Source organism: Nonomuraea sp. NPDC050680 (assembly GCF_040654555.1).
Classification (GTDB): Bacteria; Actinomycetota; Actinomycetes; order Streptosporangiales; family Streptosporangiaceae; genus Nonomuraea.
The window spans coordinates 305122-330922 of record NZ_JBFAIF010000006.1 but is presented as its reverse complement, the minus strand read 5'-3'; the positions used below and the strand labels follow the sequence as shown (position 1 = coordinate 330922).

The window sequence follows — 25801 nt, the reverse complement described above, 5'->3', positions numbered from 1 at the left end:
CCTATGAGGTGAGCGGGGCCGTGTTGCGTCTGATGAGGCGGGTGGCGCGGCGCCAGCCGCGGCTGGGCAGGCCGAGCGTGATGAACGCCTCGGCCTGCAACGCCGACATCCCGATCCGCGGCAGGTCCCGGGCATTGGGGTAGACCACGAACCGCGGCTCCCAGACCGGCCGGAACTTGGCGTTGAACCGGTACAGCGACTCGATCTGGAACCAGTGCGACAGGAACACCAGCAGCCCGCGCCACGCCCGCAGCACCGGCCCGGCGCCGAGCCGCTCGCCCCTGGCCAGCGCCGCCCGGAACATCGCGAAGTTCAGCGACACCTGCTTGATCGCCATCTCGGGCGCGGCCTGGAGGGTCTTGACGATCAGCAGCTCGTTCAGTCCGGGCTCGGCGTCGCGGTCCCTGCGCATCAGGTCGAGCGAGATGCCGTGCGGTCCCCACGGCACGAAGTGCAGCACGGCCTTGACCTCGCCTTCCTTGTGCGCGGTGGCCACCACGCAGTCGGCGTCGGCGGGGTCACCGAAGCGGCCGAGCGCCATGGAGAAGCCGCGTTCCGTCTCGGTGCCGCGCCAGGAGACGGCGGCCTGCTTGATCCGTTCCTTCTCGTCCCCAATCAGGTCGGCGACCCGTCGGACGTGGCAGGTGTAGCCCCCGCGCTCGACCCTGTTGGCCATCTGGCGGACGTTGCGCATGGCCCGGCCCTCCAGCGTGAAGTCGGCGACCTCGACCACCGCCTCGTCGCCGAGCTCCAGCGCCGACATCCCGGTCCTGCGGGTCCACACCTCGCCGCCGACCTCACCGCAGCCGATCACCGCGGGCACCCAGGCGTGCCGTCTGGCCTTGGCCATGAACCCGTCGATCGCCGCCGGCCACGCCTCGCGGTCGCCGATCGGGTCGCCGCTGGCCAGCATGACGCCCGAGACGACCCGGTAGGCGATCGCGGCCTTGCCCGAGGGGGAGAAGAGCACGCTCTTGTCGCGGCGGAGCGCGAAGTAGCCGAGCGAGTCGCGCTGCCCATGTCTGCCGAGCAGCTCGCGCAGCCGCCGCTCGTCTTCCTCGGTGAGCTCGGAGATCGGGCGTTCGGGGCGCAGCAGCAGGTAGAGGGAGGTGACCGCGGTCAGCATGCCGAGCGCGATCAGCGAGAGGTAGACCAGGTCCGAGACGCGGTCGTAGGAGTAGGTGACCGGGCCCTCGATACCCACGAGGCCGAGCACCACGTGCTCGAACCGGTCGGCCACGCTTGGGTCGCCGACGATGACCCTCGGGTGGGCGCTGACCAGCAGATAGCCGAGTCCGAGGTCCAGGGCGCCGAGGCCGAGCAGGTTCCACAGCGCCCGCCAGCGGGTGCGGGGGTCGGACAGGGCGGCGAACTCACGCTTGTTCAGCAGAAGCGCCACGAAGACGACCAGGCTGAGTACGGCCGTGAACAGATGATGCAGGTGGACGAGCTCCATGGCCGCGCTGACCGGCAGCAGCACCACCATCGCCCGCCAGGCCCGCGCCTTCCTGCGGCGCAGCCCGTGCGCCAGCATCACCAGCAGGATGCCGACGATCAGGGCGGTCGCGCGCGCGACCGTGTTGACGATGCCGGGCAGCAGGTCGGACCACTGGCCCATCCTCGTGCGACCGAATCCCGGGGCCACGGCCCTGATGATGTTGAGCACACCGATCACCAGTGAGGCGTAGCCGGTGACAGTCGGCACCCATGGGCGCGCGAGCCTCTTCACAGTTCCATATTAGATTCGAGGCTCTATAACGGCGGTGTTAGCGCGCCGGTGGCGATCAGGCCAGGGGTGGTTTTGCCGCAAGGTTTTTAACTCGGTGCTTACGCCGCGCGGAGTACGCCTATCGTGGAGGCGATATGGGACTGACCTCGGTGAAACTGCAATTCCTCCTGGTGGTGCTCGCCGTGGGGGCGCTGGTCGCGACCGTCTGGCTGTGGCCCAGGCTGAGTGGCCGCGGCTGGCCGGCCTTACTGGGCAGGGTGGGTGTGCTCGCGGGGGACCAGCTGCTCACGCTGGTGGCGCTCGCTCTGATCGGGAACTCGTACTTCGGCTTCTACGGCTCCTGGGACGACGTGCTCGGCACCGACACGGGATCGGCGCCCATCACGGTCGCGGGCGTCGGCGCGGGCATCAAGGTGCTGTCCCAGCAGGCCGTACGGGGTGGGCGGATCGAGCAGGTGATGATGCCGGGGCCGACCACGCACCTCAGCGAGGAGGCGTACATCTTCCTGCCCTCGGCCTACTTCACCGACAAGCAGGCGCGTTTCCCCGTGATCCTGTCGCTGACCGGCTACCCGGGCGACCCGCGCAACCTCATGACCCGGCTCGACCTGCCGGGGCGGATGGCGAGCGCGATCGCCAAGCACCAGGTCAAGCCGACGATCCTGGTGATGATGCGGCCGAGCGTGGTGCTGCCGCGCGACACCGAGTGCGTCGACGTGCCGAACGGGCCGCAGGTGCAGGCCTACTTCGCCACCGACGTGCGGCGGGACATGATCGCCTCCTACCGGGTGGGGAGCGGCCGGGACTACTGGGGCGTGCTGGGCGGCTCGACCGGCGGCTACTGCGCGGTGAAGCTCACCATGACCCATCCGGACGCGTTCTCGGTCGCCGTGTCGCTCTCGGGCTACTACAAGACGATCATCGACGGCACCACCGGTGACCTGTTCGGCGGCGACAAGGCGGTCGAACAGCAGAACGACCTCATGTGGCGGCTGTCCAGCCTGCCCGCGCCGCCGGTCACCGTGCTGGTCACCAGCAGCAAGAAGGGCGAGGGCGACTACCAGTCGACGCAGCGCTTCCTGGCCGCGGTGAAGCCGCCGATGCAGGCCTCGTCGCTGATCCTGCCCAGCGGCGGGCACAACTTCAACACCTGGAACAGGGAGCTGCCGCAGGCCCTGCCATGGCTCGCCCAGCAGCTCCACGCCCCTGCCTCCGCCGCGTAGCGACCCTTACTCGTGGCCGGTTACGCAGGACGTGCCCGCGTCCGACTGGTCGAACAGGCAGCGGCCGTCCTTGTCCAGCGTGATCACCTTTTTGACGGACCTGAACTGCTTCAACGTGGTGGCGATCGTGTGCAGGGCGCGCGCGTCGCCGCCCACGCCGCTGCCCCACACCGTCCGGCAGAAGCGCAGCGTGGCCTTGCCGTCCTTGACCTTCAGCTTGAAGTCGGCGCCGCAGTCGGACGGCCCACGGAGCCGTCCGGTCAGCTCGGAGCGCAGGCCCCTCCCGCGCTCCGCCTTGGTCGGGCCCGCGATCAGTTGCTCGATCGCGAACTTGGCGACGCCGTGATCGGGCGCCTTCCTGGTCACCGCGACCACCTTGCCGGGAATGCCGTCTCCCTTGGAGAAGTACACCTTGACCTCGCCGGTCAGCTGCGCCGGGGAGAGGGCGAGCACGGTGGCCATCAGCAGTTCCATCATGACCGTTTGGACGCGTGGCCGGGAGCGGAGGTTCGCAGGAGGCGCAACGCCTTCTCCTGCTCGAAGTCCAGGGCGCGGCGCGGCGCCTGAATGCGGCCGATGCGCACGCCGAGATCGCGTACGGCGCCCGCCACGGCGGGCTCGCTGAGCACGCGCAACGCGAACGCCAGCTCGGCGGGCGAGATGTCGAACCGCTTCTCCAGCTCGATCCCCTGAGCGACGGCCGCGAGCTCGTCCGTGCCGAACCGCCGATGCGCACCCTGCTCCCGGACGGGCGGCAGAAGGCCAAGAGCCTCCCGGTATCGGAGCATTCGCGGGGACATGCCGAGCCGCCTGGCCGCTTCAGTGATGCGCATCCTTACATTCTTACGTCAGCTTTCGGGTGGTAGAGATGCGACCTTGCTCGGACGGCACCTAAACTCGTCGCGACAACTCCGTGATGCGAGGGGAAAACCCGATGGACTTCAAGGTCGCCGACCTTTCACTTGCCGACTTCGGCCGCAAGGAGATCCGGCTCGCCGAGCATGAGATGCCCGGCCTCATGGCCATCCGCCGTGAATACGCAAGTGCGCGACCCCTGTCCGGCGCGCGGATCATGGGCTCCCTGCACATGACGATCCAGACCGCCGTCCTCATCGAGACGCTGGTCGCGCTCGGCGCCGAGGTCCGCTGGGTCAGCTGCAACATCTTCTCCACCCAGGACCACGCCGCCGCCGCGGTCGTCGTCGGCCCCACGGGCACCGTCGATGACCCCAAGGGCGTCCCGGTCTTCGCCTGGAAGGGCGAGACGTTGGAGGAGTACTGGTGGTGCACCGAGCAGGCGCTCACCTGGCCCGGCGGCGTGACCCCCAACATGATCCTCGACGACGGCGGCGACGCCACGCTCCTCGTCCACAAGGGCGCCGAATATGAGAAGGCCGGGGCCGTCCCGTCCGCCACGGACGACGACCCGGAGGAGTGGCACGTCATCATCGACCTGCTGCAGCGCACGGTCGGCGACGACAAGCGGTGGACCGCGATCGCCGAGAGCATCAAGGGCGTGACCGAGGAGACCACGACCGGCGTGCACCGTCTCTACGAGATGCACAAGACCGGCTCGCTGCTGTTCCCGGCGATCAACGTCAACGACTCGGTGACCAAGTCGAAGTTCGACAACAAGTACGGCTGCCGCCACTCGGTGATCGACGGCCTCAACCGCGCCACCGACGTGCTGATCGGCGGCAAGGTGGCCGTGGTCTGCGGCTACGGCGACGTGGGCAAGGGCTGTGCCGACGCGCTGCGCGGCCAGGGCGCCCGCGTCATCGTGACCGAGATCGACCCGATCTGCGCGCTCCAGGCGGCCATGGACGGCTTCCAGGTCACCACGCTGGACGAGGTCGTCGGCCTGGCCGACATCTTCGTCACCGCGACGGGCAACTTCGACATCATCACCGCCGCGCACATGGCGAAGATGAAGCACCAGGCGATCGTCTCCAACATCGGGCACTTCGACAACGAGATCGACATGGCCGGCCTGGCCAAGCTGCCCGGCGTCGAGAAGCGCAACATCAAGCCGCAGGTGGACGAGTGGGTGTTCGCCGACGGCCACTCGATCATCGTCCTGGCCGAGGGCCGGCTGATGAACCTGGGCTGCGCCACGGGGCACCCGAGCTTCGTGATGTCCAACTCGTTCACCAACCAGGTGATCGCGCAGATCGAGCTGTTCGCGAAGACGGACGAATACCCGATCGGCGTCTACGTGCTGCCCAAGCACCTGGACGAGAAGGTCGCCCGCCTGCACCTGGACGCCCTGGGCGTGAAGCTCACCGAGCTGACCAAGGTCCAGGCCGAGTACATCGGCGTCCCTGTCGAAGGCCCCTTCAAGTCCGACCACTATCGTTACTGATCTATTTTTTACGGCAAAGCACGGTGAACGCCAGCCCCCGTGCGGGGCTGGCGTCTGTCCAGGGAAACGCTCCTCCGGTGATGCGGGGTCGGCCGCCGTTACGTGCGTGTTCTTGGCCGTCTTCTTCGGGAGAAATGTGGGGTGGAGCGTGGATCTTTCGGAGAGTGGGGAGCGGCATATCAGTTGGGCCGCTCGGTCCATGCCGGTGCTCATGGCCATCGGGGAACGGTTCGGGGCCGAGAGGCCGCTTGACGGGTTGAAGATCGCCGCCTGCCTGCATGTCACCGCGGAGACCGCGGTGCTCATGGGGGCGCTGAAGGCCGGCGGGGCCGAGATCGCTCTCGCCGCCTCCAACCCCCTGTCCACGCAGGATGATGTCGCCCAGGCGCTGCGTGGCTATGGGATCGCCGTACACGCGCGGGCCGGGGTGGATCGGGCCACCTACTACCGGCACATCCATCAGGCGCTCGATCTGGGGCCTGATCTTGTGCTGGATGACGGGTGTGATCTGGTCAACATCCTGCACACCGAGCGGACCGATCTCCTGGACGGGGTCTCCGGAGGTTGTGAGGAGACCACGACCGGGATCATCCGGTTGCGGCAGATGGCCGCCGAGAGCGCGTTGCGGTTTCCGGTCGTGGCCGTGAACGACACCCGGACCAAGCGGATGTTCGACAACCGGTATGGCACCGGGCAGTCCACCCTCGACGGGATCATGCGGGCCACCAACATGATGCTGGCCGGGCGGACCGTCGTGGTGGCCGGGTTCGGCTACTGCGGCCGGGGGGTCGCCGAGCGGGCCAAGGGGCTGGGGGCGCGGGTGCTCGTCACCGAGATCGACGCCGTCAAGGCGCTGGACGCCACCCTTCAGGGATACGAGGTGCGGCCCATGGCGGAGGCCGCCATGGTCGGGGATCTGTTCATCACCGTCACCGGTAACCGGGACGTCATCCGGGGTGAGCATCTGGCCGCCATGAAGGACGGCGCCATTCTCGCCAACGCCGGGCATTTCGACATCGAGATCGACGTGCGGGCCCTGGACGAGCTGGCCGAGGAGGTCCATCACGGGGTCCGGCCCAACACCGACGAGTACGTGCTGGCGGACGGGCGGCGGCTGCTGCTGCTGGCCGAAGGGCGGCTGGTCAATCTGACCGCGGCCGAGGGGCATCCGGCGGCCGTGATGGACATGTCGTTCTCGGCGCAGGCGCTGGCGGTCGCCTGGCTGGCCGAGGAGCGGGCGCGGCTGGTGCCGGGCGTCTACGACGTGCCCGAGGAGATCGACCATGAGGTGGCCAGGCTCAAGCTGGCCGCCGCCGGGATCGGGATCGACACGCTCACCGGTGAGCAGGAGGAATACCTGCATTCCTGGCGGGTCGGTTCCTAGACCGCATTCCTGGCGGGTCGGCTTCTAGAGCACCTTCCTGGCACGGGTTGGCTTCTCCTTCCGCCAGTCGAAAACAGACCCTAGAGCAGTTGCCCCATTCGCCGGATCTCCGCCGCCTGGCTCACCGAGATGTCCTCGGCGATCTCCTGGACGCGCAGGTGCGAGCCCTGGGTGATGACCTCGGTCGACATGGTGATCGCGCCCTGGTGGTGGGCGGTCATCAACTGGACGAACAGCTGGTCGAACGCCGGCCCCTTGGCCGCCTTGAGACTCTCCATCTGCTCCGGCGTGGCCATGCCCGGCATGCCCTCGTGGGCGGCGTGGTGGTCGGGAACCTGCTGGCCCTGGGCTTTCAGCCAGTCCGTCATCATGGCGATCTCCGGGCCCTGCACCTGGTTGATCCGCGACGCCAGGCGCTTCACACCGTCGTTCGACGCCCGCGAGGCGGCCAGCAGGGCCATGTCGAGGGCCTGGCGGTGGTGGATGATCATGTTCTGCATGTAGCGGATGTCGGCCGCGTTGGCCTTCTCGGGCGGTACGGCGGTGGCGGCCTCGCTCGGGCTCAGCGTTCTGGCCTCCTCGCCGGGCCGTCCGGGGGCGATGACGGGAGCCGTCGCGCCGGCGGTCGGGGCGGTCGGGGCCGCGGAGGTGCCCCCCGAGCAGCCGGTGACGAGCAGGATGGCGCAGGTGCCGACGGTTAGTGCGTTGCGCACCTGACCTCCTTGACCGCGGGGAGTCGCGACGTCGCACTATAGACGCCTTCTCGACTTCGAGGAAATAGGGCAAGTCAGCAAATTTCTTGACACAGTGCTTGCTAGGCGAGAGCTGACAATCTGGGTCAGAATTTTGTCATTTATGTATGCCTTATGACCCGGAAGGAGCCCCAAGGGTGCTGACCCTTCGCAGGACCCTGGTCGCGGCCGGAGTCGCCGTGGCGTTAGGACTGACCGCGCTGCCGGCGTCGGCCACCGACATCCCGCCGGCCGACACCGTGGTGACCAGCCCGAACGTGACCCACGTGCTGAACATCCCCAAGCCGGCGCCGATCGCCGCCACCATCAACACCGACATCGCCTTCCAGGGTGACTACGCCTACGTGGGCAACTACGGCGGCTTCTCGATCTACGACATCCGGAATCCGAAGAAGGCCACGCCGGTCAGTTCGGTCGTGTGTCCCGGAAGCCAGATGGATGTCACCGTCTACGGCAATCTGCTCTTCACCGCCGTCGACTCCTCGCGCAGCGACGACTCCTGCAACAGCACGGCCCTGTCGGCGGACCACAAGGAGGCATGGGAGGGCATCCGGATCTTCGACATCAGCGACAAGACCGCGCCCAAGTACATCAAGTCCGTCGAGACCAACTGTGGCTCGCACACGCTGACGCTGGTGCCCGGCAAGGGCTGGGACAAGAAGAAGAACGTCTACGTCTACGTGCAGTCGTACAACCCGAACGCGACCTTCCCCGACTGCCTGCCGCCGCACGACAAGATCTCGATCGTCAAGGTGCCGCTGAAGGACCCGACCGCGGCGGCCGTCGCGGCCACCCCGGTCGTCTTCCCCGACGGCGGCAACGAGACCCAGCCTGGGCTGCTCATCCCGACCAGCGGCTGCCACGACATCACCGTGTACGCGGAGAAGGACCTAGCGGCGGGCGCCTGCATGGGTGACGGCGTGCTGTTCGACATCTCCGACCGGCTGAACCCGAAGGTCACGGCCAGGACCACCGACCCGAACTTCGCCTTCTGGCACTCGGCGACGTTCAGCAACGATGCCAAGAAGGTCGTCTTCACCGACGAGCTCGGCGGCGGCGGCGCGGCCACCTGCAACGAGGCGACCGGGCCGAACCGCGGCGCGGACGCGATCTATGACATCTCGCACGGGCGGCTCGTCTTCAAGAGCTACTTCAAGATCCCGCGCTACCAGGCCGACAGCGAGAACTGCGTGGCGCACAACGGCTCGCTGATCCCGGTCAAGGGCAAGGACATCATGGTCCAGGCGTGGTACATGGGCGGGGTCTCGATCTGGGACTTCACCGACTCGGCCGCGCCGAAGGAGATCGGCTACTTCGAGCGTGGCCCGCGCGCCGACAACAGCGGTGGCGGCGTGTGGTCGGCGTACTACTACAACGGTTACATCTACGCCGCCGACTTCCACGAGGGCCTGGATGTCATCAAGATCAATGACCGGCTGACCGACGGTGCCGCACGGGTGCACGCCGACCAGCTGAACGTCCAGACCCAGCAGTCCTACCGCGAGTGGGGCTGGGGCCACGACGACTGATTCGGGCCACCTGGCACTGATCCGGCCACCTGGCACTGATCCGGCCACCTGGCACTGATTCGGGTACGGCGGAGCCCGCCCGGCTCCGCCGTACCCCGGAAGTTCTGAGTGGAGGTCTCAGGACTTCCGGCAGAGGCTGATGGCGTCCGCGACGGCCGCCACATCGGACCGGTCGTTGTAGTAGTGGAACGACATGCGCAGCAGGTCGCCGCGCGGCGCGGTCACGATCCGCCGCGCGGCCAGCCGGGCGGCCAGCCCCGGGGGGTCGTCGTCCGCTATCGCCACCTGCGGCCCGCGCGCGCCGGCCGGGCTCGCCACCCGCTCGCCCGCCGCCGCCAGCCGCTCGGCCAGCTCCTCGACGAGCGCCGGGCGAACCGCTCGCGCGCCCACTCGACCTCGGCCATCCACACGTCCCAGGGAGCGCCCTTGGTCCGCAGCGAGTAGCCGATCTCCTGCAGCGAGTACGCCAGCCGGGCGGACAGGGCGCCCTGGCTGCAGGTCGCCAGATGCACGGTGTCGGCCAGCGACGGAAACTCCGCCCGGAATTGGGCGGCGCTCAACATATGTAACATTCCGGGCCGCCTATCAGCCGCTTTCCTTGAATTCAATAAACCTTCAATCACGCTACATCGATAGGATCGCCGGATGATTGGCACCAGAATTCGCGAGCTCCGGTCCGAACGTAATCTCACCGTGGCGCAGCTCGCGATTGCCTCGGGGGTGCCGAGCGCGTTGCTCAGACAGGTCGAGCGCGATCGGGACGACCCCAGCCTGGAGACTCTGCGGAAGATCGCCAAGGCGTTGGAACTGCCGCTGTTCAGCCTGTTCCAGGAGTCGGATCCGGCCCTCGTGGCGGTGATCCGCGCCGAGGCCCGGGTGCGGGTCAAGTCGCCGTCCGACGGGATCACCTACACGCGCGTGTCGCCGGGTCGCGGACGGCTGGAGGTCCTGGAGGGGCACCTGCTGCCCGGTGGCTCGTCGGCCGGCGAGCCGTGGTCGCATCCGTCGGAGGAGTGCGTGCTGGTGCTGCGGGGGCGGCTTGTCGTCGAGGTCTCGGGTTTCACCCATGAACTGGAGACGGGTGACAGCTGCTATTTCGACTCCTCGCTGCCGCACCGCTATCTGAACACGGGCACCGAACCCACCGACTTCATCATTGCCGCGACGCCCCCGAGTTTCTGATTTTTCCTGCCATAGTGATGCGGCTAGTGCCAACCCAACCCAGGAGGTCCTTCGTGGTGTCCAGATTCGGCCGCGCCTTGATGGTGGCGGGAGCGGCGTTGCTGGTGCTGCCGGTGCTACCGGCCCACGCGTCGGACGACGTCAAGGCCAGCGCGAACGTCAAGCTCGTCGCCAACGTCCCGAAACAGGGGCCGTTCAAGGACGGGGACGCCTACGACACCGACCTGGCCTTCCAGGGTGACTACGCCTTCCAGGGCAATTACCACGGCTTCACGATCTACGACATCAAGAACCCGGCCAAGCCGGCGGTCGTCAGCCGCGTCACCTGCCCCGCTGCCCAGAACGACGTCTCGGTCCAGGGCGACCTGCTCTTCCTGTCGGTGGACGAGTCGCTGACCAGTGACTCCTGCAAGGCCGACGCCGAGACGCCCAGCGTGAAGTCGGCGTGGGAGGGCATCCGGATCTTCGACATCAGCGATAAGAAGCGGCCCAAGTTCATCAAGTCCATCGAGACCGCCTGCGGCTCGCACACGCACACGCTCGTGCCTGACAAGACGCGGCCGGGCAAGAAGAGCACGGCCGTCTACCTGTACGTCTCGTCGTACGGGCCCGCCAAGTCGTACCCCGACTGCAAGCCGCCGCACGACCGGATCTCGATCGTCAAGGTGCCGCTCGGCAAGCCCACCGCCGCCAAGGTCGTCGCGCGCCCGGTGCTCTTCCCCGACGGCGGCAACGAGAAGCAGGAGGACCTGCTCGCCCCCACCAGCGGTTGTCACGACATCACCGTGTTCCCGGCGAAGGACCTGGCCGCGGGCGCCTGCATGGGCGACGGCGTGCTCATGGACATCTCCGACAGGGAGCACCCCAAGGTCACGGCCAGGGTCACCGACGAGAACTTCGCGTTCTGGCACTCGGCGACGTTCAACAACACCGGCACCAAACTCGTCTTCACCGACGAGCTGGGCGGGGGGATCATGGCCGCCTGCGACGCGGCGACCGGTCCTCTGCGGGGCGCGGATGCGATCTATGACATCACGGACGGCCAGCTCGCGTTCAAGAGCTACTACAAGATCCCGCGCAACCAGAGCGGGGCCGAGAACTGCGTGGCGCACAACGGCTCGCTGATCCCGGTCGCGGGCCGCGACATCATGGTCCAGGCGTGGTACCAGGGCGGTGTGTCGATCTGGGACTTCACCGACTCGTCGGCGCCCGCGGAGATCGGCTACTTCGACCGCGGCCCGCTCAAGCCCCAGAACCTCGGCGGCTCCTGGTCGGCCTACTACTACAACGGCCACATCTACAGCAGCGACATCCAGAAGGGCCTGGACGTGCTGACCATCACCGACCAGCGGACCGACCCGGCCGCCACGAAGCGGCTGAAGGTCCTCAACACCCAGACCCAGTACGCCTACTGACCCGGCTACTGAGGCGGCGCGAACCCACCCGGAGTCGCCTGGGGCGGCGACTCCGGCGTGCTCGGCGCCTGCGGCTGGTAAGGCTGTGCGGGTTGCTGGTACGGCTGGGCGGCCTGCGGATGGGGCTGGTACGGCTGGACGTGCGGCGTCGCCGGCGGATAGGGCGCCTGGTATCCCGGCTGAGGCGCCTGGTACGCCCCCGGTTGAGCGAAGGCTCCAGGTTGGGCGAAGGGGCCAGGTTGAGCGAGGGGGCCAGGTTGGGCAGGGGGCGCCATGCCGTTGCGCTGGGCCAGCCGTACCTGGTCGCGCCTGCGGCGCTCGGCCAGGACGGCGCTCAGGTAGGCGTGCGGCGGCACGCCGGACGGCGCGGCGGGCGAGACGAACGCCGCCACCTGAGCCGCGATGCGCATCCCCACCTCGTGCTGGATCTGCGGCGACAGGTCGTGCCAGCGGGAGACGTACTGCCGGGCGGCCGTCGCCACCTCCTCGGGCAGCTGGGAGAGCTCCAGCGTCGCGGCCCAGGCGGCCAGCGGCGGCGGCATCATGATCAGATGCCCGTCGGACCGCGGCCCGCGCTCCGCGATCACGATCGTGCCCGCGAAGATGTCGCCCAGCCGCTTGCCCCGCTGTGAGACCAGCGAGGAGATCAACGCCGGCGCCCCGGAGAACATCCAGAACTCCACCAGCCCGGCCAGCCCGCGAAACAGCGCCTGCCTGAAGCGTTCGGGGCTCCCGTCGTCGCTGACCACCCGCAACCCGAGAGCCAGCTTGCCCAGGCTCCGCCCCCTGCTCACCGTCTCGAAGATGACCGGATAGCCCACGATCACCAGCACGACCAGCACGATCGACACGGCCGCGAACAGCGCCGTGTCGGTGACCAGGAAGAACGCTTGCAAGGCGACGTACGCGGCGATCAGGACGGTCATCTGAACCGCCATGTCGATGATGAGCGCCAGGGCGCGGGACGGCATCTGGGCCACCCGTACCTCGACGACGACGGCGTCACCGGTCACAACCTCTGACATACGTGGAGCCTAACGGCATTGACCCAATGGATGACCGGCCACAATGGTCGGGTGGACATCGATGCGTTCGTCACCGCACACCGCCCGGTATGGGACAGATTGGAGCACCTGGTCAAACACCGCTCCTCCCTGACCGGCCCCGAGGTCGACGAGCTGGTCGACCTCTACCAGCGGGTGTCCACGCATCTGTCGATCGTCCGCTCGTCCTCCGCGGACGCGATGCTGACCGGCCGCCTGTCCGCGCTGGTGGCCAGGGCGCGGTCGGCGGTGACGGGCGCGCACACGCCCGCCTGGCGGGAGCTGGTCAGGTTCGTCACCGTGTCGTTCCCGGTGGTGGCCTACCGGGCCCGGTGGTGGTGGCTGGCCACGTCGCTGGCGTTCATCGCCGTCGCGTGGGTGCTCGGCGCGTGGGTGGCGAGCAATCCCCAGGTGCAGACCTCGATCGCCTCGCCCGACGAGATCACGCAGCTCGTCGAGCACGACTTCGCCGACTATTACTCGGAGAACCCGGCCGCCTCCTTCGCCGGCCACGTGTGGATCAACAACGCGTGGGTCTCGGCGCAGGTCATCATCTACGCGATCCTCCTGGGCCTGCCGATTCCCGTGCTGCTCTGGTCGAACGCCGCCAACCTCGGCGTCTCCGCCGGGCTGATGGCCTCCCGTGACAAGCTGGACATCTTCTTCGGGCTGATCACCCCGCACGGCCTGCTGGAGCTGACCGCGGTCTTCCTGGCGGCGGCCGTCGGCATGCGGCTGGGCTGGACGGTCATCGATCCCGGGCCGCGCAAGCGGGTCGAGGCGCTGGCGGAGCAGGGCCGGGCGGTGGTCAGCGTGGCGCTCGGGCTGGTCGGGGTGCTGTTCGTGTCGGGGCTCATCGAGGCGTTCGTCACGCCGTCCGGGCTGCCCACGCCGGTGCGGGTGGGCATCGGGGTGCTCGCAGAAGGGGCCTTCCTCGCGTACGTGATCGTCTTCGGCAGGCGGGCGCTGCGCCAGAACGAGACCGGCGACCTCGAACGCGCCCCGGACGTGGCCCCCAGCGCCTGACCCCTACCCCCTCTACAGGCCGCCTACAGGCGGCCGGCGGCCTTCAGCGCCAGGTACGCGTCCGCCAGGGCCGGGGCGATGTCCTCCGGGGGCGCGTCCACCACCTCGACGCCGTGGCGGCGCAGCCGGGCGGTGATGCGCCGCCGCCCCAGCTGCGTGTGCTCGGCCGCCGCCGCGTCGTACACCTGCTCGGCCGTGTCCTTCCGGGCCGCCATCGCCGCCACGCGCGGATCGGAGACGCCCGCGACCAGCACCAGGTGGCGCGCGGACAGCTGCGGCAGCACCGGCATCAGCCCCTCCTCGAGCGCGGCCGAGTTGAGGTCGGTGAGCAGCACGACCAGGCAGCGCCGCTTGGCCCGGGACAGGACCGCCGCGACCATGCCCTGCGAGTCGGCCTCGATCAGCTCCGCCTCGATCGGCGCCATCGCGTTGACCAGCGACGACAGCAGCTCGGTGCGCGAGGCCCCGGCCACCCAGGCGCGTACGGCCCGGTCGTAGGCGAGGAAGTCCACCTGGTCGCCCGCCCGCGCGGCGAGCGCGGCCAGCAGCAGGGCGGCGTCCATCGACCAGTCGAGCCGGGGCCAGCCCGGCACCGGCCGGGGATCCGGCCGGACCAGCAGCCCGCCGGCGCCCGCCTGAGCGCCGGCCATCGGCGTCGGGGCGTCGCCCACCCGGCCCGCGGAGGTGCGGCCGGTGTCGAGCACGATGAGCACCCGCCGGTCGCGTTCCGGGCGCCAGGTGCGGACGACCACATCATGGCGGCGCGCGGTGGCCCGCCAGTCGATCGAGCGCACGTCGTCGCCCACCACGTACTCGCGCAGCGAGTCGAACTCGGTGCCCTGCCCGCGCACCAGGGCCGGGTGCTGGCCGTCGAGCTCGCGGAGCCTGGCCAGCCGGGAGGGCAGGTGCTTGCGTGACAGGAACGGCGGCAGCACGCGCACCGACCACGGCGCCCGGTGGGTGCCCTGACGGGCGGCCAGGCCGAGCGGCCCGAGCGAGCGCACGGTGAGCGCCACGGACTCGCGGTCGCCGCGCCTGGTCGGGGTGAGCGTCACGACGAGCTTGCGGCGCTCTCCGGCGGGCACGTCGAGCGGCTGGGACCGCGGTGAGGCGCCCGCGGAGGGCGGCCAGGCGTCCCGCAGCAGGCCGCGTACCCGCCTGCCGCCCGGGTTCTCCACCACCAGCTCGACCGTCGCCTGGCCGCCAAGGCGGACCAGCCGGTCGCCCGAGCGGTGGAAGCGGAGCGGGCGGACCGCGCCCGCGAACACCAGGTCCACGATGATCGCGGCGGCCAGCAGCAGGCAGACGCCCGCCACGGCGGGTCCCGGATCGGGCGCCAGCAGCACGACCACGATGCCGATCGCCGCCATCAGCCCGGCGCGTCCCGTCAGAGCCATCAGCGCGGGACCGGGACCGAGGCCAGGATGCCGTCGAGCAGGCCGTCGGAGGTCGCGCCCTCCAGCTCGGCCTCGGGCCGCAGCTGGATCCGGTGCCGCAGCGCGGGCCTGGCCAGCGCCTTGACGTCGTCGGGCGTGACGTAGGCGCGGCCCGACAACCACGCCCAGGCCCGCGAGGCGGCCAGGAGCGCGGTCGCGCCACGCGGCGAGACGCCGAGCTGGAGCGACGGAGAGTTCCTGGTGGCCCTGGCCACGTCCACGATGTAGCCGAGCACCTCGGGCGCCACATGCACCTTCGACACCGCCTCGCGGCCCGCTTCGAGGTCCTGGGCGGTGGCGACGGGCTTGATCTCGGACAGGTCGCGCGGGTCGAAGCCGCGCGCGTGCCGTTCGAGGACCATGATCTCCTGGTCGCGCGGCGGCAGCGGCACGGTCAGCTTGAGCTGGAAGCGGTCGAGCTGCGCCTCCGGCAGCTGGTAGGTGCCCTCGTACTCGATCGGGTTCTGCGTCGCGCACACCACGAACGGGTCGGGCAGCTTGCGCGCGTCGCCCTCCACGCTGACCTGCCGCTCCTCCATCGCCTCCAGCAGCGCGGCCTGGGTCTTCGGCGGAGTGCGGTTGATCTCGTCGGCCAGCAGCAGGTTGGTGAACACCGGTCCCTCGCGGAACTCGAACCGCGCCGTCTTCGCGTCGTAGATCAGCGAGCCGGTCACGTCGCCCGGCATCAGGTCGGGCGTGAACTGCACCCGCTTGAAGTCCAGCGACAGCGCGGCGGACAGCGTGCGGACCATGAGCGTCTTGGCCACACCCGGTACGCCTTCGAGCAGCACGTGCCCCCGGCACAGCAGCGCGATGACCAGCCCGGTCACCACGGCGTCCTGGCCCACCACGGCCTTGGACACCTCGGCGCGCAATGCGCTGAGCGCGTCCCTGGCCGCGTCACCGCCGGGCACGTGGGCGGTCTCCTCAATGTTCACTGACGGTCCTCTCGATGACGTCCAAGTAGCGTGCCAGGCCGACGAGCCCGGCGTCGTCGGCGGGGGGCGGGCCGTACAACGCGGCGCCGACCTCCTGCGGGTCCTGGCCGGTCCGTACGGCGATGGCGGCCACCAGCTCGTGCCGGCCCGAGCCGGAGCCGAGGCCGAGCCGAGGGGTGAGCCGGTCGATCGTGCCGGCCCTGAGCGAGTCGGCCGCCCGGCCCCTGGCCCGCCTGGCCCGGTAGAGCCGTCCGCGCCCCTCGACCGTCTCCGCGGCCCGCACGACGACGGGCAGCCGCTCGGTCACGACCGGCCCCAGCCGCCTGCCCCGCCAGAACGCCACCAGCAGCACCGTGATGACCGACATCAGCACGGCCCAGGGGATGCCCGCGGGCATCAGTTCGTAGATGGACTGACCGGCCTCGCCCGGCAGTTCGCCCACCGGCGGCGTCTCCGGCGCCACCAGCCAGGTCACGGCCTTGGCCGAGCCCAGCAGGTTGAGGGCGAGCGCGGCGTTGCCGTCCTCGGCCAGGCGTTGGTTGGTCATGAACTCGCCGCTGCCCAGAACCGTGGTGGTGCCGCCCGCGTTGGGGTAGCTGACCAGCGTCGATCCGTCGCCCGCCGGGTAGCAGCCGATGGCGCCCGACGGTCCGGTGAACGCGCTGCCGCCGATGAACGCGCTGCCCGCGGCCCTGGCACCGGGCAGTGAGCACTCCGGCTCGCGGGAGCGCTCGCGGGCGCTGCCCCGCTCCGGCCGTACGCCGGGGGCCAGCTCGTCGAGGTCGAAGACGTTGCCGACGATCACCCGGTCGCCCTGGATCGCGGCCAGCTCGCGGGTGTTGGCGTAGGTGGCGTCGGTGATCAGCAGCAGCCGGTCGCCCGGCACGGCACCGTTCGCCTTCGCGGCGGCCGCCGCCGACGAGTCGACCCGGTCGACGGTGACACCGCGGTCGCGCAGCAGCTCGGCCAGCGCCATCGAGCCCGACAGCGAGGAGTCGGCGGGATCCAGATGGCGGGCCGGCCTGGAGTCCGGTTTGAGCAGCACGGTCAAGACGGCGGCGAGCACGATGAGCGCGCTGAGCAGGATGATCATCCGGCTCGCCCGCCAGGTCGAGCGCACGGTCGGAGCGGTGGAGTAGGACTCGCCGGTCTCCTGGGGGCGCATGTCGAGGCTCATGAGGCTCTCCCGGCCGGCGGGACCGGCCTGGCGCTCATGGGGTTCTCCCGGCCAGCGGAACCGGCCTGGCCTGGCGGAGCCGCTCGTCGAGCTCGCTCATGGCGGTGTACGCCTCCCGGGTGCCCGGCACGTCGCCGTAGGTCACGTCGTCGAACGAGCGGGCGGCGGCCGTCAGTTCCACGGCGAAGGCGGGCAGCGCCTGGCCCGCCTCGGCGGCCAGTTCGTCGGCCGTGCGTCCGGGCAGCCCGTCGACCAGGGCCCGCTCCTCCAGGTCGCGGGCGATGGCGCGCAGCCGCTCCTGGATCGCCTCGGTCCAGCCGCCCTGGGCGGCCAGCCGCTCGGCCGCCTGGCGGTGCTCGGCGGCGGTCATCCTCCGCTCGCCGAACAGCCCGTCCGCCGCCGTCGCGTTCGCGCGCGAGGTCTTGCGGAGCTGCCACACGACCAGCGCGATCACCCCGCCGATGATCAGTACGATCACGACGGCGGAGATGATGCCGCCGGTCGTGCCGCCGCCCGTGGCCGCGTCCATGAGATCGCCGACGAACTGCGTGAAGCGCCGGTAGGCCTGGTCCAGCAGTGATTCCTTCTCGTATCCGGGCTTGAGGAGCTCATCCGCGGCCCTGCGCGCGGCCTCCCCCCTGTCGATCGGCGTCACGGCCTGGCGGAGTTGGACGGGTGCCAGAGCTCGTCGGCCGAGGCGTGCACCCAGCCCTGGCGCTGCTGCTCGATCGCCGCCGTCTGCAGCACCAGGTCGAACGCCTCGCTGCGCATCCGCCGGTCGGCGTAGAGGAGGCCCGAGACGCCCGCCTCGAAGGGATAGGTGATCATCGCGCCGAGCGTGCCGCCGATGGTGATCAGCACCGTGGACAGTACGGCGGTGCCCACCGACTCGCCGAGCAGGCCGAAGAGGGTCCCGGCGATGGTGAAGGGGACCTGCAGGATGCCCGCCACGAGCCCGACCAGCAGCGAGGTGAGCAGCAGGATGCCGAGCACCCGCCAGAAGTCGCCGGTCACGAGGTTCCAGGAGCGCCGCAGGGCGTCGACGGGGCCCCTTCCCTCCAGCACCACGGCCGGCGCCGCGAGCGCGAAGCGGGTCCTGAAGTACAGCACGTAGCCGATGTACAGGATGAGCAGCAGCACGGTGATCACGAGCACGCCGCCCGCCGCGGCGGGCGAGTCATCGCCCACGCCGGCCGCGATGACCGCGACGATGATCAGCGCGATGACGGCCAGCGGGACCAGCATGATGACGGCCATCAGCCCCACCACGCCGAACAGCGCCGGGACGCGGCCCTTGGTCAGCTGCCACGCCTCGCCGGCGGTGATCTTGCCGCCGAACACGGCGCGGCCGAGGATCCGCATCAGCACACCGGTCAGCAGCGTCACCACGACGAAGCTGACCGCGTAGGAGACGATCGCGCCGCCGTACTGGGCGATGAACCCGCCGTACACGCCGGTCACGTCGGCCGGCTCCGCCGAGGGATCGTTGAGCACCCCGCGCATGGAGTCGAAGGCGAACACCTGCCCGATCGCGATCGGGACGGCCCCGAGCAGGGCGGCGACCGCCGAGAGGCCCAGCACGGCCTTGGGGTTCGACCGGATCAGTTTGATCGTTCCGTCGAGGATGTCGCCCAGGCCCAGCGGCCGTAGCGGTATGATCCCCGGGCGCAGTGCGGGCGGGTGCGGCATGTAGCCGTAGCCGGGCGGCGGCTGTTGATAGGGCGGTTGCGGACCGTAGCCGGGTTGCGGCTGTGGCGGCTGTTGCTGCTCGAAGCCGGGGGCGGTCCACGGCGAGGTCTGCGGGGCGCCGTAGGGAGGGGGCTGTTCTGGAGCCCAGCCTGGTGGCGTCTCGGGCGAGGGACCGTGACCGTCTGACATATCCCAATCCTGGCATGGTGGGCGGGGCATTGGTGTCGTGCGTGCGATTCGCCGGCTCAACTTGCCCCCATTCCAGGGCGTTCCGGCGCAAGGATCTCATCGAAGGATGGCCGAAAGTCGGTTCGTTACCGCAGACTGAGATTGCGGTCGCGGATGCAAGTCTAAAACTCGTCTTTTGCGGGTCTCATGTCCCACGCATGGGCCAACTAAGGGTAACCTTCAGCGATCGTGCGGGTATGTCCCAGAATGCGTAGAACGAATGAGGGGCCATGAAAGGTCGCGTGCTGGTCGTCGATGACGACGCCGCTCTCGCCGAGATGCTGGGCATCGTGTTGCGCGGCGAAGGCTTCGAGCCATCCTTTGTCTCAGACGGGGACAAAGCCCTCGACGCTTTCCGGGACACACGCCCGGACCTGGTGTTGCTCGACCTGATGCTGCCGGGGGCCGACGGCATCGACGTGGCGCGCAGGATCAGGGCGGAGTCGGGGGTGCCCATCGTCATGCTCACCGCCAAGAGCGACACGATCGACGTCGTGCTCGGTCTGGAGTCGGGGGCCGACGACTACATCGTCAAGCCGTTCAAGCCGAAGGAGCTCGTGGCCAGGGTGCGGGCGCGGCTGCGCCGTACCGACGAGCCCACTCCCGAGATCCTGCAGATCGGTGACATCACCATCGACGTGGCCGGCCACTCGGTCAAGCGCGGCGAGGAGACCATCAACCTGACGCCGCTGGAGTTCGACCTGCTCGTCGCGCTGGCCCGCAAGCCGCGTCAGGTCTTCACCCGTGAGGTTCTGCTGGAGCAGGTCTGGGGCTACCGGCACGCGGCCGACACGCGCCTGGTCAACGTGCACGTTCAGCGGCTCCGGGCGAAGATCGAGAAGGACCCCGAGCACCCCGAGATCGTGGTCACGGTCCGCGGCGTGGGCTACAAAGCCGGGCCGGCCTGACCGGCGCCCAACCCTGCCATGCCCCCGACTAGCAAGAAACGACTCCGTCGCCGTACTCTCCGCCAGATTCTCGGCGGGGTCCGGCGGCGGACGCGGCGTGCGGCGGGCAGGGCACGGAGCGTATGGCGGCGCTCGCTCCAGCTCCAGGTGGTCACCAGCACCCTGGTGATCTCCGTGACCGTGGTGGTCGTGCTCGGCGTCTTCCTGTCCGACCAGATCAACCGGTCGGTCATCGAGAGCCGCCAGCAGTCGTCGGCCACCGAGGCGCTCGCCGACCGCGTGCAGATCGCCGACGCGCTCAGTCAGAAGCCCGATGACCAGGCCAAGTCGACCTCCGACGCGAGCGGCAACGCGCCCGCCGACCCGCTCGACGATGTCATGGACACGATCACCGGCTCGGGCGAGAACGGCTCCAAGAAGCGCTACGAGGTGCTGGTGCTCAACACCTCCAACCCCGGCAGGTCACGCGCCTCGGGCAAGGTGGCGCCGGAGGACGTGCCGCAGGCACTGCAGCAGGTCCTGCGGCGCGACGAGCGGAAGTACGAATTCGACAAGCCGTATCGCTTCACCGCGCCCATTGCGTTCACCGGTGAGAGCCAGCCCACGCCCACGCTGGTCATCGGCGGCGTGGTCAACCTCCTCGACGGCGAGAACTACGAGGTCTACCACTTCTTCCCGATCAGCGAGGAAGAGCGGATGCTGTCCAACGTCCGGCTCGCCATCGCCGTGGTGGGCCTGGGGCTCGTGGTGCTGCTGGCCGCCATCGCCTACCTGGTCGCCCGGCAGGTGGTCAGCCCGGTCCGGCTGGCCCGCGAGGCGGCCGAGCGCCTGGCGGCGGGCAAGCTCGACGAGCGGCTCAAGGTACGCGGTGAGGACGACCTGGCCCGCCTGGCCACCTCGTTCAACGAGATGGCCGTCAACCTGGCGCTGAAGATCCACCAGCTGGAGGAGCTGTCCCAGGTCCAGCGGCAGTTCGTGTCCGACGTCTCCCACGAGCTGCGTACCCCGCTGACCACCGTGCGGATGGCCGCCGACCTGCTCTACGACGCCCGCGAGGACTTCGACCCGATGGCCGCCCGCTCGGCCGAGCTCATGCAGGCCCAGCTGGAGCGGTTCGAGTCGATGCTGGCCGACCTGCTGGAGATCAGCCGCTACGACGCGGGCGCCGCCACGCTCGACCTCGACCCGGTCGACGTGCGTGACGTGGTGCTGCGCGCGATCGGCGACTCCGAGGCGCTGGCCGAGCGCCACTCCACCCGCTTCGAGCTGCGGCTGCCCAACGAGCCGTGCATGGCGGAGATCGACAACCGGCGGGTCGAGCGCATCCTGCGCAACCTGCTGTTCAACGCCATCGAGCACGGCGAGGGCAGGGACGTCGTGGTGACGGTGGGGGCCGACAGGGACGCGGTGGCGGTCGCCGTACGAGATCACGGGATCGGCCTGAAGTCGGGGGAGGACACCATGGTGTTCGACCGGTTCTGGCGCGCCGATCCGTCACGGGCGCGCACCATCGGCGGCACCGGGCTGGGCCTGGCCATCTCGCGTGAGGACGCCTCCCTGCACGGCGGCTGGCTGCAGGCGTGGGGGCAGCAGGGGGAGGGCTCGCAGTTCCGGCTGACGCTTCCCCGGGCGGCCGGGACCGACCTGAAGGGGTCGCCGCTGTCGCTGGTGCCTCCGGAGATCGAGATGCGGCGTACGTGGCGCGGGCAGATGACGCCGGTGCTGCTGCCGGCGTCGGCGGACGGGGTCGGCTATGACGAGGACTAGTGCCCCGGTGCCGGCTTCGACGACGGCCGGTCCCGTGGCCGGGCGGCGGATCAGACGGCTCGGCGCTGTTGTCGCCGTCGTCGTGGCTCTCGTCTGGAGCTCGGCCTGCGCGGTGATTCCCGTGGGCGGCCCGTTCCCGGTCGGCGAGGCCAATGGCGGCGACCCGATGAGCAAACCGTTCCAGCGCATGGTCGCCATCCCGCCGCAGGCCGGCTGGTCGCCGGTGCAGGTGGTGACAGGCCTGCAGGCCGCCATGGCCGCTTACGCCGACGATCCGGACATCCTGGCGAAGTACCTGACTCCGGAGGCGCGGCAGGCGTGGAAGCCCGGCGGTCCGGTGACGGTGCTCGACAACCTGGTGAAATACGACGTGGAGGGGAAGATCGGCGACAAGGAGATCACCGTCGCCCTCTCCGGCACCCAGGTCGCCCGCATCGAGAACGACGACACCTACGTGCCCACCTCCGTGGGGGTCGACAGGAAGTTCACGCTGGTCAAGGACCAGCAAGGGGACTATCGGGTCAAGTCGCTGGTCGGCGGCCTCCTGCTCACCGAGACGGACGTCACCCGCGCGTACCGGCCGACGAACCTCTACTACCTGAACGGCACGCCCGGCAGCGGCGGCGCCAACTCGGACATGCTCGTCGTCGACCGGGTCCGGCTGCGGTTCAAGCCCACCGAGAGCTTCGCCAAGACGATCATCGAACGCCTGCTCAAGGGCCCGAGCAAAGCGCTGCAGGGCGCGGTGGAGAACGTCTTCCCGCACGGCACGCGGGTCGAGTCCGTACGCGCCGAGGACGACCGCGTGGTGATCAACCTCAGCGGTCCCATCGACTCGGGCGACATCTTCGCCAGGGGACTCCAGGCCCAGCTCAGATGGAGCCTGACCAGCAACAACGTGGCCAACGGCCGGTACATCGAGGTGCAGTTGGACGGCGAGCCGTTCTACTCCTCGGAGCCGCTGACCATCCCGCCCAACATCAGCGACCCCTGGCTGGGTACCTCCTCGAACGCCGCGTACTACACCAGCAAGGGCGCCGTCTACGCGATGGCCACCGAAGGCCCCGGCCGGCCCATGGCCGGACCCGCCGGTCAGGCGAACAACCTGTACTCCGGCTTCGCCGTGGCCGTCGGCGGCTTCTCCGTCGGCCAGGGCGCCGACCTCATCGCCGCCAAGTCGAGCGCGGGCGGCATCTGGGTGACCAGAGCCGCGGCGGACGGCCGCTGGCAGCAGTGGATCCAGGGGGCGAGCGCCGACCTCACGCCGCCTTCCTGGCATCGGGATGGCACCCTATGGACGTACGACCGCCGGAACGGCGCTGTGCTCCGGTGCAATCCGGGTGCCGGGCGTGGGCCCGAACGGGTCGCCGCGCCCAGCCTCGACGGGTTCGACGTCACGCGGCTGCGGATCGCCAGGGACGGCGTGCGGGTGGCGGTGACGATCGGCAAGCACGAGATCCGCGTCGGCGCCATCACGGGAAGCGGCGCCGCCGTCATGCTCGGAAATTTCCAGACATTGAGCACGGTCGACGACGAGGAGATCCTGGACCTGGCCTGGCGCGACGGCGAGCACCTGGTGGTGCTGTCGAAGAGCCCGGCCGGGGCGGTGGTCAAGGAGATCAACGTGGGCGACGGCACGGTCACCAAGCTGCCGTCGGACACGCGGCTGCGGACGCTGGCCGCGCAGGGTGAGCGGATCCTGGCGGGGACCAAGCAGAAGAACGAGATCCTGGAGTCCAACCTGGACAAGCAGAAGTGGACCTCCAAGATCGCCGCAGACGCCGACACCCCGCTCTTCCCCTTGGGCTGACCGGACGGCGACCCGCTGCCCGGGCGGGGGTCGTTCGCGGGCTGAAACTGTCGGGGTCGGCGGGCATGCTGGTCCTCGTGTTCGCCGCTCTCGCCGACCTCGCTGACCTGGCCCTTCCGCAGCGCTGCCTGGGGTGCGCCACCCGGGGCCCGCGCCTGTGCGAGACCTGTCTGACCCCCGTCCCGGCCCGCCGCATGCCGAGACCCGCCCCCGCCGACCTCCCCGAGTGCTGGTCGGCCGCCGACTACACGGGGACTGTGCGCGAGGCGATCGTCGCCTACAAGGAGCGCGGCCAGACCACATTGGCCCGTCCCCTGGCGACGGCACTGGCGTTCACCGCCTGCCACGCCCTGGCCTCCACCGCCGTCGGGCCCGTCGGGCCCGTGGCCTTGGCCGTCGTCCCTGTGCCCAGCGCCCCCCGAGCTCTCCGGTCGAGGGGTCATGACCCGGTTGGCAGGCTGGCCGCGCTGGCCGTACGGCAGTTGGCGGCGTTCGGTCACCGGGCGGAGCTGTGGCCCGCGCTCGGGCAGGCGCGTCAGGTTGGAGACCAGGCGGGGCTGAGCGCCACGCAGCGGGCCGCCAACCTCGCCGCCTCACTTCGGGTCACTCCCGCCGCGAAGGCCCGCCCAGCGGCCGCTGTGCTGCTTGTGGACGACATCGTGACCACGGGCTCCACACTGGCCGAAGCCACCAGGACACTCCGGGTGCACGGCGTCGACGTCCTGCTGGCCGTGACCGTCGCCGCGACACGCCGAAGATCTTGCAATCCATTACGGTCACACTGAGTGAAGGAAGATCATTTCTCCGCTCTCACCTGGACGCCACACGTCACTACCCACTGGGCGGTGGTGGGGCAGCTCAAGCCTCCCGCGCGGAAGGGGATATGTGCCTGGGCGTACGCAAAAAGGGGCATCCGTCACGTGAGTCACATCGGAGGAAAATCACAGAAAGTGATCGTTTGACCGATCCCTAGGCTGACATTCGTCTCCGATGCGGATAGCGTTCTGACATGGCACCCGTTCGGGTCCGTGGTTGCGCAGGGCCGGGAGTCCCGGCTCTGCTAGCCGATGCCAGCCGCAGGCAAAACGGTCCACGTAAGGCGACTCTTTGTCGACCGATCACGGTGCGGCTTAGGGGTAAGTCCTGCCTTCCCGGGGGTCCAGATGTCCCCCGTCAGGAGAGAAGGGCAGTAGTGGCATCAGAGCCGCGAAATCCTCAGCAGGCGGATGTGGGGTCGAAGACCAGGTCGGCCGGACGGGTGCCACCCGAGAACCCGGTGACGGAACGTCGGAAGAGGGTAACGGTGACAGCAGAGAGGCAGACGGAAGACCCCGCCCGGCAAGCGCAAGCACGTCGTCGGGCGCTCTTTCTCAGTCGTTAGACGAAGGGGGGCTGTTTGCATGGACATCATCGTCAAGGGCCGGCACACAGGAGTGAGTGATCGGTTCCGAGACCAGGTGGAGACCAAGCTGGCCAGGATCGAACGTCTGGACAACAAGCTCATTCGAGTTGATGTGGAGGTGTCGAAGGAGCGCAATCCGCGCATCGCCAGCCAGCGAGAGCGCGTCGAGCTGACCATTCACTCTCGAGGACCCGCCATTCGCGCGGAGGCTTCCGCCGACGATCGATTCGCCGCCCTGGACATGGCGCTGGACAAACTGGAAGGTCGCCTCAGGCGGCTGTCCGACCGGCGCAAGGTGCACCACGGCAACCACGCCCCGCCCTCCGTGGCGGAGATCACCGCGACGCTTCCCGCCGCCGCCGATCTGGCCCCGCCGCGCAAGGCCGAGGCCGTACCGGAGTTCGACGAAGAAGAAGAGCTCCCCGACGACAAGCAGTATGACGACATCGTCCCCATCGAGATGGACGGTGACGGGCCGCTCATCGTACGAGAGAAGCACCACAAAGCGGAACCCATGACCATCGACCAGGCTCTCCTCGAGATGGAGCTGGTCGGCCACGACTTCTATCTGTTCCGTGACAAGGAGAGTGGCCAGCCGTGTGTCGTTTATAACCGGCGCGGCTACAACTATGGCGTACTTCGGCTCGTAGAGCCGTGACGCAGCGCTGAAAGATCTTCTCGACCACCCTAGGACCGCGTAAGACATGCCATCATTGGCGGTCCAACGGCTCTGGCCCCCCGACGAGGAGGAGACGTGAGCGAGCTCAGTCAGGTCATGAGCGAGCGAAGCGCGGAGATGGC

The 25801-nt window shown here is 69.4% G+C and carries 23 protein-coding genes; 12 read left to right on the top strand and 11 right to left on the bottom strand.

What is annotated here, in order from left to right; genetic code table 11:
• Window position 1: 1 nt before the first annotated feature.
• Window positions 2-1729, bottom strand: coding sequence for a phosphatidylglycerol lysyltransferase domain-containing protein (locus AB0H88_RS23995; protein ID WP_357647896.1), 1728 nt, complete (start codon window positions 1727-1729; stop codon window positions 2-4).
• Between the two features lie 134 nt (window positions 1730-1863).
• On the opposite strand from AB0H88_RS23995, the gene AB0H88_RS23990 reads away from it, so the two are divergent.
• Window positions 1864-2952 carry an alpha/beta hydrolase-fold protein gene (locus AB0H88_RS23990; protein WP_357647894.1) on the top strand — a complete coding sequence of 363 codons (1089 nt, stop codon included), beginning with the start codon at window positions 1864-1866 and terminating at the stop codon, window positions 2950-2952.
• Window positions 2953-2958: 6 nt separating this feature from the next.
• On the opposite strand, the gene AB0H88_RS23985 is transcribed toward AB0H88_RS23990, so the two are convergent.
• Window positions 2959-3429, bottom strand: coding sequence for a GerMN domain-containing protein (locus tag AB0H88_RS23985; protein ID WP_357647892.1), 471 nt, complete (start codon window positions 3427-3429; stop codon window positions 2959-2961).
• Window positions 3426-3785: a MerR family DNA-binding transcriptional regulator gene (locus AB0H88_RS23980; protein WP_357647890.1), complete on the bottom strand. Its 360-nt coding sequence runs from the start codon at window positions 3783-3785 to the stop codon at window positions 3426-3428. The genes AB0H88_RS23985 and AB0H88_RS23980 overlap by 4 nt, the downstream gene beginning before the upstream one ends.
• Window positions 3786-3886: 101 nt before the next feature.
• On the opposite strand from AB0H88_RS23980, the gene ahcY reads away from it, so the two are divergent.
• Complete coding sequence (ahcY, locus tag AB0H88_RS23975) at window positions 3887-5314, top strand: adenosylhomocysteinase (RefSeq protein ID WP_357647888.1); 1428 nt, start codon at window positions 3887-3889, stop codon at window positions 5312-5314.
• A gap of 148 nt (window positions 5315-5462) precedes the next feature.
• Entirely contained in the window at window positions 5463-6698 is a 1236-nt protein-coding gene (locus tag AB0H88_RS23970; RefSeq protein ID WP_357647886.1) for an adenosylhomocysteinase, read from the top strand.
• Between the two features lie 80 nt (window positions 6699-6778).
• Here the strand turns inward: AB0H88_RS23970 and AB0H88_RS23965 are convergent, their stop codons facing one another.
• Window positions 6779-7411, bottom strand: a complete 633-nt coding sequence (locus AB0H88_RS23965) for a DUF305 domain-containing protein (RefSeq protein ID WP_357647884.1) — start codon at window positions 7409-7411, stop codon at window positions 6779-6781.
• A gap of 176 nt (window positions 7412-7587) precedes the next feature.
• On the opposite strand from AB0H88_RS23965, the gene AB0H88_RS23960 reads away from it, so the two are divergent.
• Window positions 7588-8979: a hypothetical protein gene (locus tag AB0H88_RS23960; protein WP_357647882.1), complete on the top strand. Its 1392-nt coding sequence runs from the start codon at window positions 7588-7590 to the stop codon at window positions 8977-8979.
• A gap of 117 nt (window positions 8980-9096) precedes the next feature.
• Here AB0H88_RS23960 and AB0H88_RS23955 read toward each other — a convergent pair whose 3' ends face one another.
• Window positions 9097-9369 (bottom strand): hypothetical protein, encoded by a 273-nt coding sequence (locus AB0H88_RS23955; protein ID WP_357647880.1) that lies wholly within the window; start codon window positions 9367-9369, stop codon window positions 9097-9099.
• Window positions 9370-9624: 255 nt separating this feature from the next.
• Here AB0H88_RS23955 and AB0H88_RS23950 point away from each other — a divergent pair, with 255 nt between their 5' ends.
• Window positions 9625-10161 carry an XRE family transcriptional regulator gene (locus AB0H88_RS23950; protein ID WP_357647878.1) on the top strand — a complete coding sequence of 179 codons (537 nt, stop codon included), beginning with the start codon at window positions 9625-9627 and terminating at the stop codon, window positions 10159-10161.
• A gap of 53 nt (window positions 10162-10214) precedes the next feature.
• On the top strand, window positions 10215-11576 hold the full coding sequence (locus AB0H88_RS23945; protein ID WP_357647876.1) for a hypothetical protein: 1362 nt from the start codon (window positions 10215-10217) through the stop codon (window positions 11574-11576).
• A 5-nt stretch (window positions 11577-11581) separates the two neighbouring features.
• Here AB0H88_RS23945 and AB0H88_RS23940 read toward each other — a convergent pair whose 3' ends face one another.
• On the bottom strand, window positions 11582-12601 hold the full coding sequence (locus AB0H88_RS23940; RefSeq protein WP_357647874.1) for an RDD family protein: 1020 nt from the start codon (window positions 12599-12601) through the stop codon (window positions 11582-11584).
• Window positions 12602-12652: 51 nt separating this feature from the next.
• On the opposite strand from AB0H88_RS23940, the gene AB0H88_RS23935 reads away from it, so the two are divergent.
• Complete coding sequence (locus AB0H88_RS23935; RefSeq protein ID WP_357647872.1) at window positions 12653-13645, top strand: stage II sporulation protein M; 993 nt, start codon at window positions 12653-12655, stop codon at window positions 13643-13645.
• Between the two features lie 23 nt (window positions 13646-13668).
• Here AB0H88_RS23935 and AB0H88_RS23930 read toward each other — a convergent pair whose 3' ends face one another.
• From AB0H88_RS23930 to AB0H88_RS23910, 5 genes are read right to left on the bottom strand one after another with little or no spacing between them, the layout of a single operon-like run.
• Window positions 13669-15042 carry a DUF58 domain-containing protein gene (locus AB0H88_RS23930; protein ID WP_357647870.1) on the bottom strand — a complete coding sequence of 458 codons (1374 nt, stop codon included), beginning with the start codon at window positions 15040-15042 and terminating at the stop codon, window positions 13669-13671.
• Window positions 15042-16019, bottom strand: a complete 978-nt coding sequence (locus AB0H88_RS23925) for a MoxR family ATPase (protein ID WP_357647868.1) — start codon at window positions 16017-16019, stop codon at window positions 15042-15044. Before AB0H88_RS23925 ends, AB0H88_RS23930 begins: the two co-directional genes overlap by 1 nt.
• A complete protein-coding gene (locus AB0H88_RS23920; protein ID WP_357647866.1) occupies window positions 16009-17196 on the bottom strand; it encodes a DUF4350 domain-containing protein in 1188 nt (395 codons plus the stop codon). Before AB0H88_RS23920 ends, AB0H88_RS23925 begins: the two co-directional genes overlap by 11 nt.
• Before the next feature lie 34 nt (window positions 17197-17230).
• Window positions 17231-17851 (bottom strand): DUF4129 domain-containing protein, encoded by a 621-nt coding sequence (locus AB0H88_RS23915; protein ID WP_357647865.1) that lies wholly within the window; start codon window positions 17849-17851, stop codon window positions 17231-17233.
• Window positions 17848-19074 carry a glycerophosphoryl diester phosphodiesterase membrane domain-containing protein gene (locus AB0H88_RS23910; protein WP_357647863.1) on the bottom strand — a complete coding sequence of 409 codons (1227 nt, stop codon included), beginning with the start codon at window positions 19072-19074 and terminating at the stop codon, window positions 17848-17850. The genes AB0H88_RS23915 and AB0H88_RS23910 overlap by 4 nt, the downstream gene beginning before the upstream one ends.
• 269 nt (window positions 19075-19343) lie before the next feature.
• Between AB0H88_RS23910 and mtrA the strand changes: the two genes are divergently transcribed.
• From mtrA to raiA, 5 genes are all read left to right on the top strand, one after another.
• The gene (gene mtrA, locus AB0H88_RS23905; protein WP_043620615.1) at window positions 19344-20021 is read left to right on the top strand and encodes an MtrAB system response regulator MtrA; all 678 of its coding nucleotides are present in this window, start codon (window positions 19344-19346) and stop codon (window positions 20019-20021) included.
• A gap of 18 nt (window positions 20022-20039) precedes the next feature.
• A complete protein-coding gene (gene mtrB / locus AB0H88_RS23900) occupies window positions 20040-21788 on the top strand; it encodes an MtrAB system histidine kinase MtrB (RefSeq protein ID WP_357647861.1) in 1749 nt (582 codons plus the stop codon).
• Complete coding sequence (locus AB0H88_RS23895; RefSeq protein WP_357647859.1) at window positions 21775-23598, top strand: LpqB family beta-propeller domain-containing protein; 1824 nt, start codon at window positions 21775-21777, stop codon at window positions 23596-23598. Before mtrB ends, AB0H88_RS23895 begins: the two co-directional genes overlap by 14 nt.
• Before the next feature lie 65 nt (window positions 23599-23663).
• Window positions 23664-24383: a phosphoribosyltransferase family protein gene (locus AB0H88_RS23890; RefSeq protein WP_357647857.1), complete on the top strand. Its 720-nt coding sequence runs from the start codon at window positions 23664-23666 to the stop codon at window positions 24381-24383.
• Window positions 24384-24998: 615 nt separating this feature from the next.
• A complete protein-coding gene (gene raiA / locus AB0H88_RS23885; protein WP_357647855.1) occupies window positions 24999-25658 on the top strand; it encodes a ribosome-associated translation inhibitor RaiA in 660 nt (219 codons plus the stop codon).
• The last annotated feature ends 143 nt before the right edge of the window (window positions 25659-25801 follow it).

What these genes read in the sequence shown, in the direction of transcription:
- AB0H88_RS23895 (WP_357647859.1), top strand. Translation starts at nt 21,775, where the DNA reads ATGACGAGGACTAGTGCCCCGGTGCCGGCTTCGACGACGGCCGGTCCC.
- mtrA (WP_043620615.1), top strand. Translation starts at nt 19,344, where the DNA reads ATGAAAGGTCGCGTGCTGGTCGTCGATGACGACGCCGCTCTCGCCGAG.
- AB0H88_RS23940 (WP_357647874.1), bottom strand. Translation starts at nt 12,601, where the DNA reads ATGTCAGAGGTTGTGACCGGTGACGCCGTCGTCGTCGAGGTACGGGTG.
- AB0H88_RS23920 (WP_357647866.1), bottom strand. Translation starts at nt 17,196, where the DNA reads ATGAGCCTCGACATGCGCCCCCAGGAGACCGGCGAGTCCTACTCCACC.
- AB0H88_RS23990 (WP_357647894.1), top strand. Translation starts at nt 1,864, where the DNA reads ATGGGACTGACCTCGGTGAAACTGCAATTCCTCCTGGTGGTGCTCGCC.
- mtrB (WP_357647861.1), top strand. Translation starts at nt 20,040, where the DNA reads ATGCCCCCGACTAGCAAGAAACGACTCCGTCGCCGTACTCTCCGCCAG.
- AB0H88_RS23950 (WP_357647878.1), top strand. Translation starts at nt 9,625, where the DNA reads ATGATTGGCACCAGAATTCGCGAGCTCCGGTCCGAACGTAATCTCACC.
- AB0H88_RS23980 (WP_357647890.1), bottom strand. Translation starts at nt 3,785, where the DNA reads ATGCGCATCACTGAAGCGGCCAGGCGGCTCGGCATGTCCCCGCGAATG.
- ahcY (WP_357647888.1), top strand. Translation starts at nt 3,887, where the DNA reads ATGGACTTCAAGGTCGCCGACCTTTCACTTGCCGACTTCGGCCGCAAG.
- AB0H88_RS23890 (WP_357647857.1), top strand. Translation starts at nt 23,664, where the DNA reads ATGCTGGTCCTCGTGTTCGCCGCTCTCGCCGACCTCGCTGACCTGGCC.
- AB0H88_RS23930 (WP_357647870.1), bottom strand. Translation starts at nt 15,042, where the DNA reads ATGGCTCTGACGGGACGCGCCGGGCTGATGGCGGCGATCGGCATCGTG.
- AB0H88_RS23985 (WP_357647892.1), bottom strand. Translation starts at nt 3,429, where the DNA reads ATGATGGAACTGCTGATGGCCACCGTGCTCGCCCTCTCCCCGGCGCAG.
- AB0H88_RS23910 (WP_357647863.1), bottom strand. Translation starts at nt 19,074, where the DNA reads ATGTCAGACGGTCACGGTCCCTCGCCCGAGACGCCACCAGGCTGGGCT.
- raiA (WP_357647855.1), top strand. Translation starts at nt 24,999, where the DNA reads ATGGACATCATCGTCAAGGGCCGGCACACAGGAGTGAGTGATCGGTTC.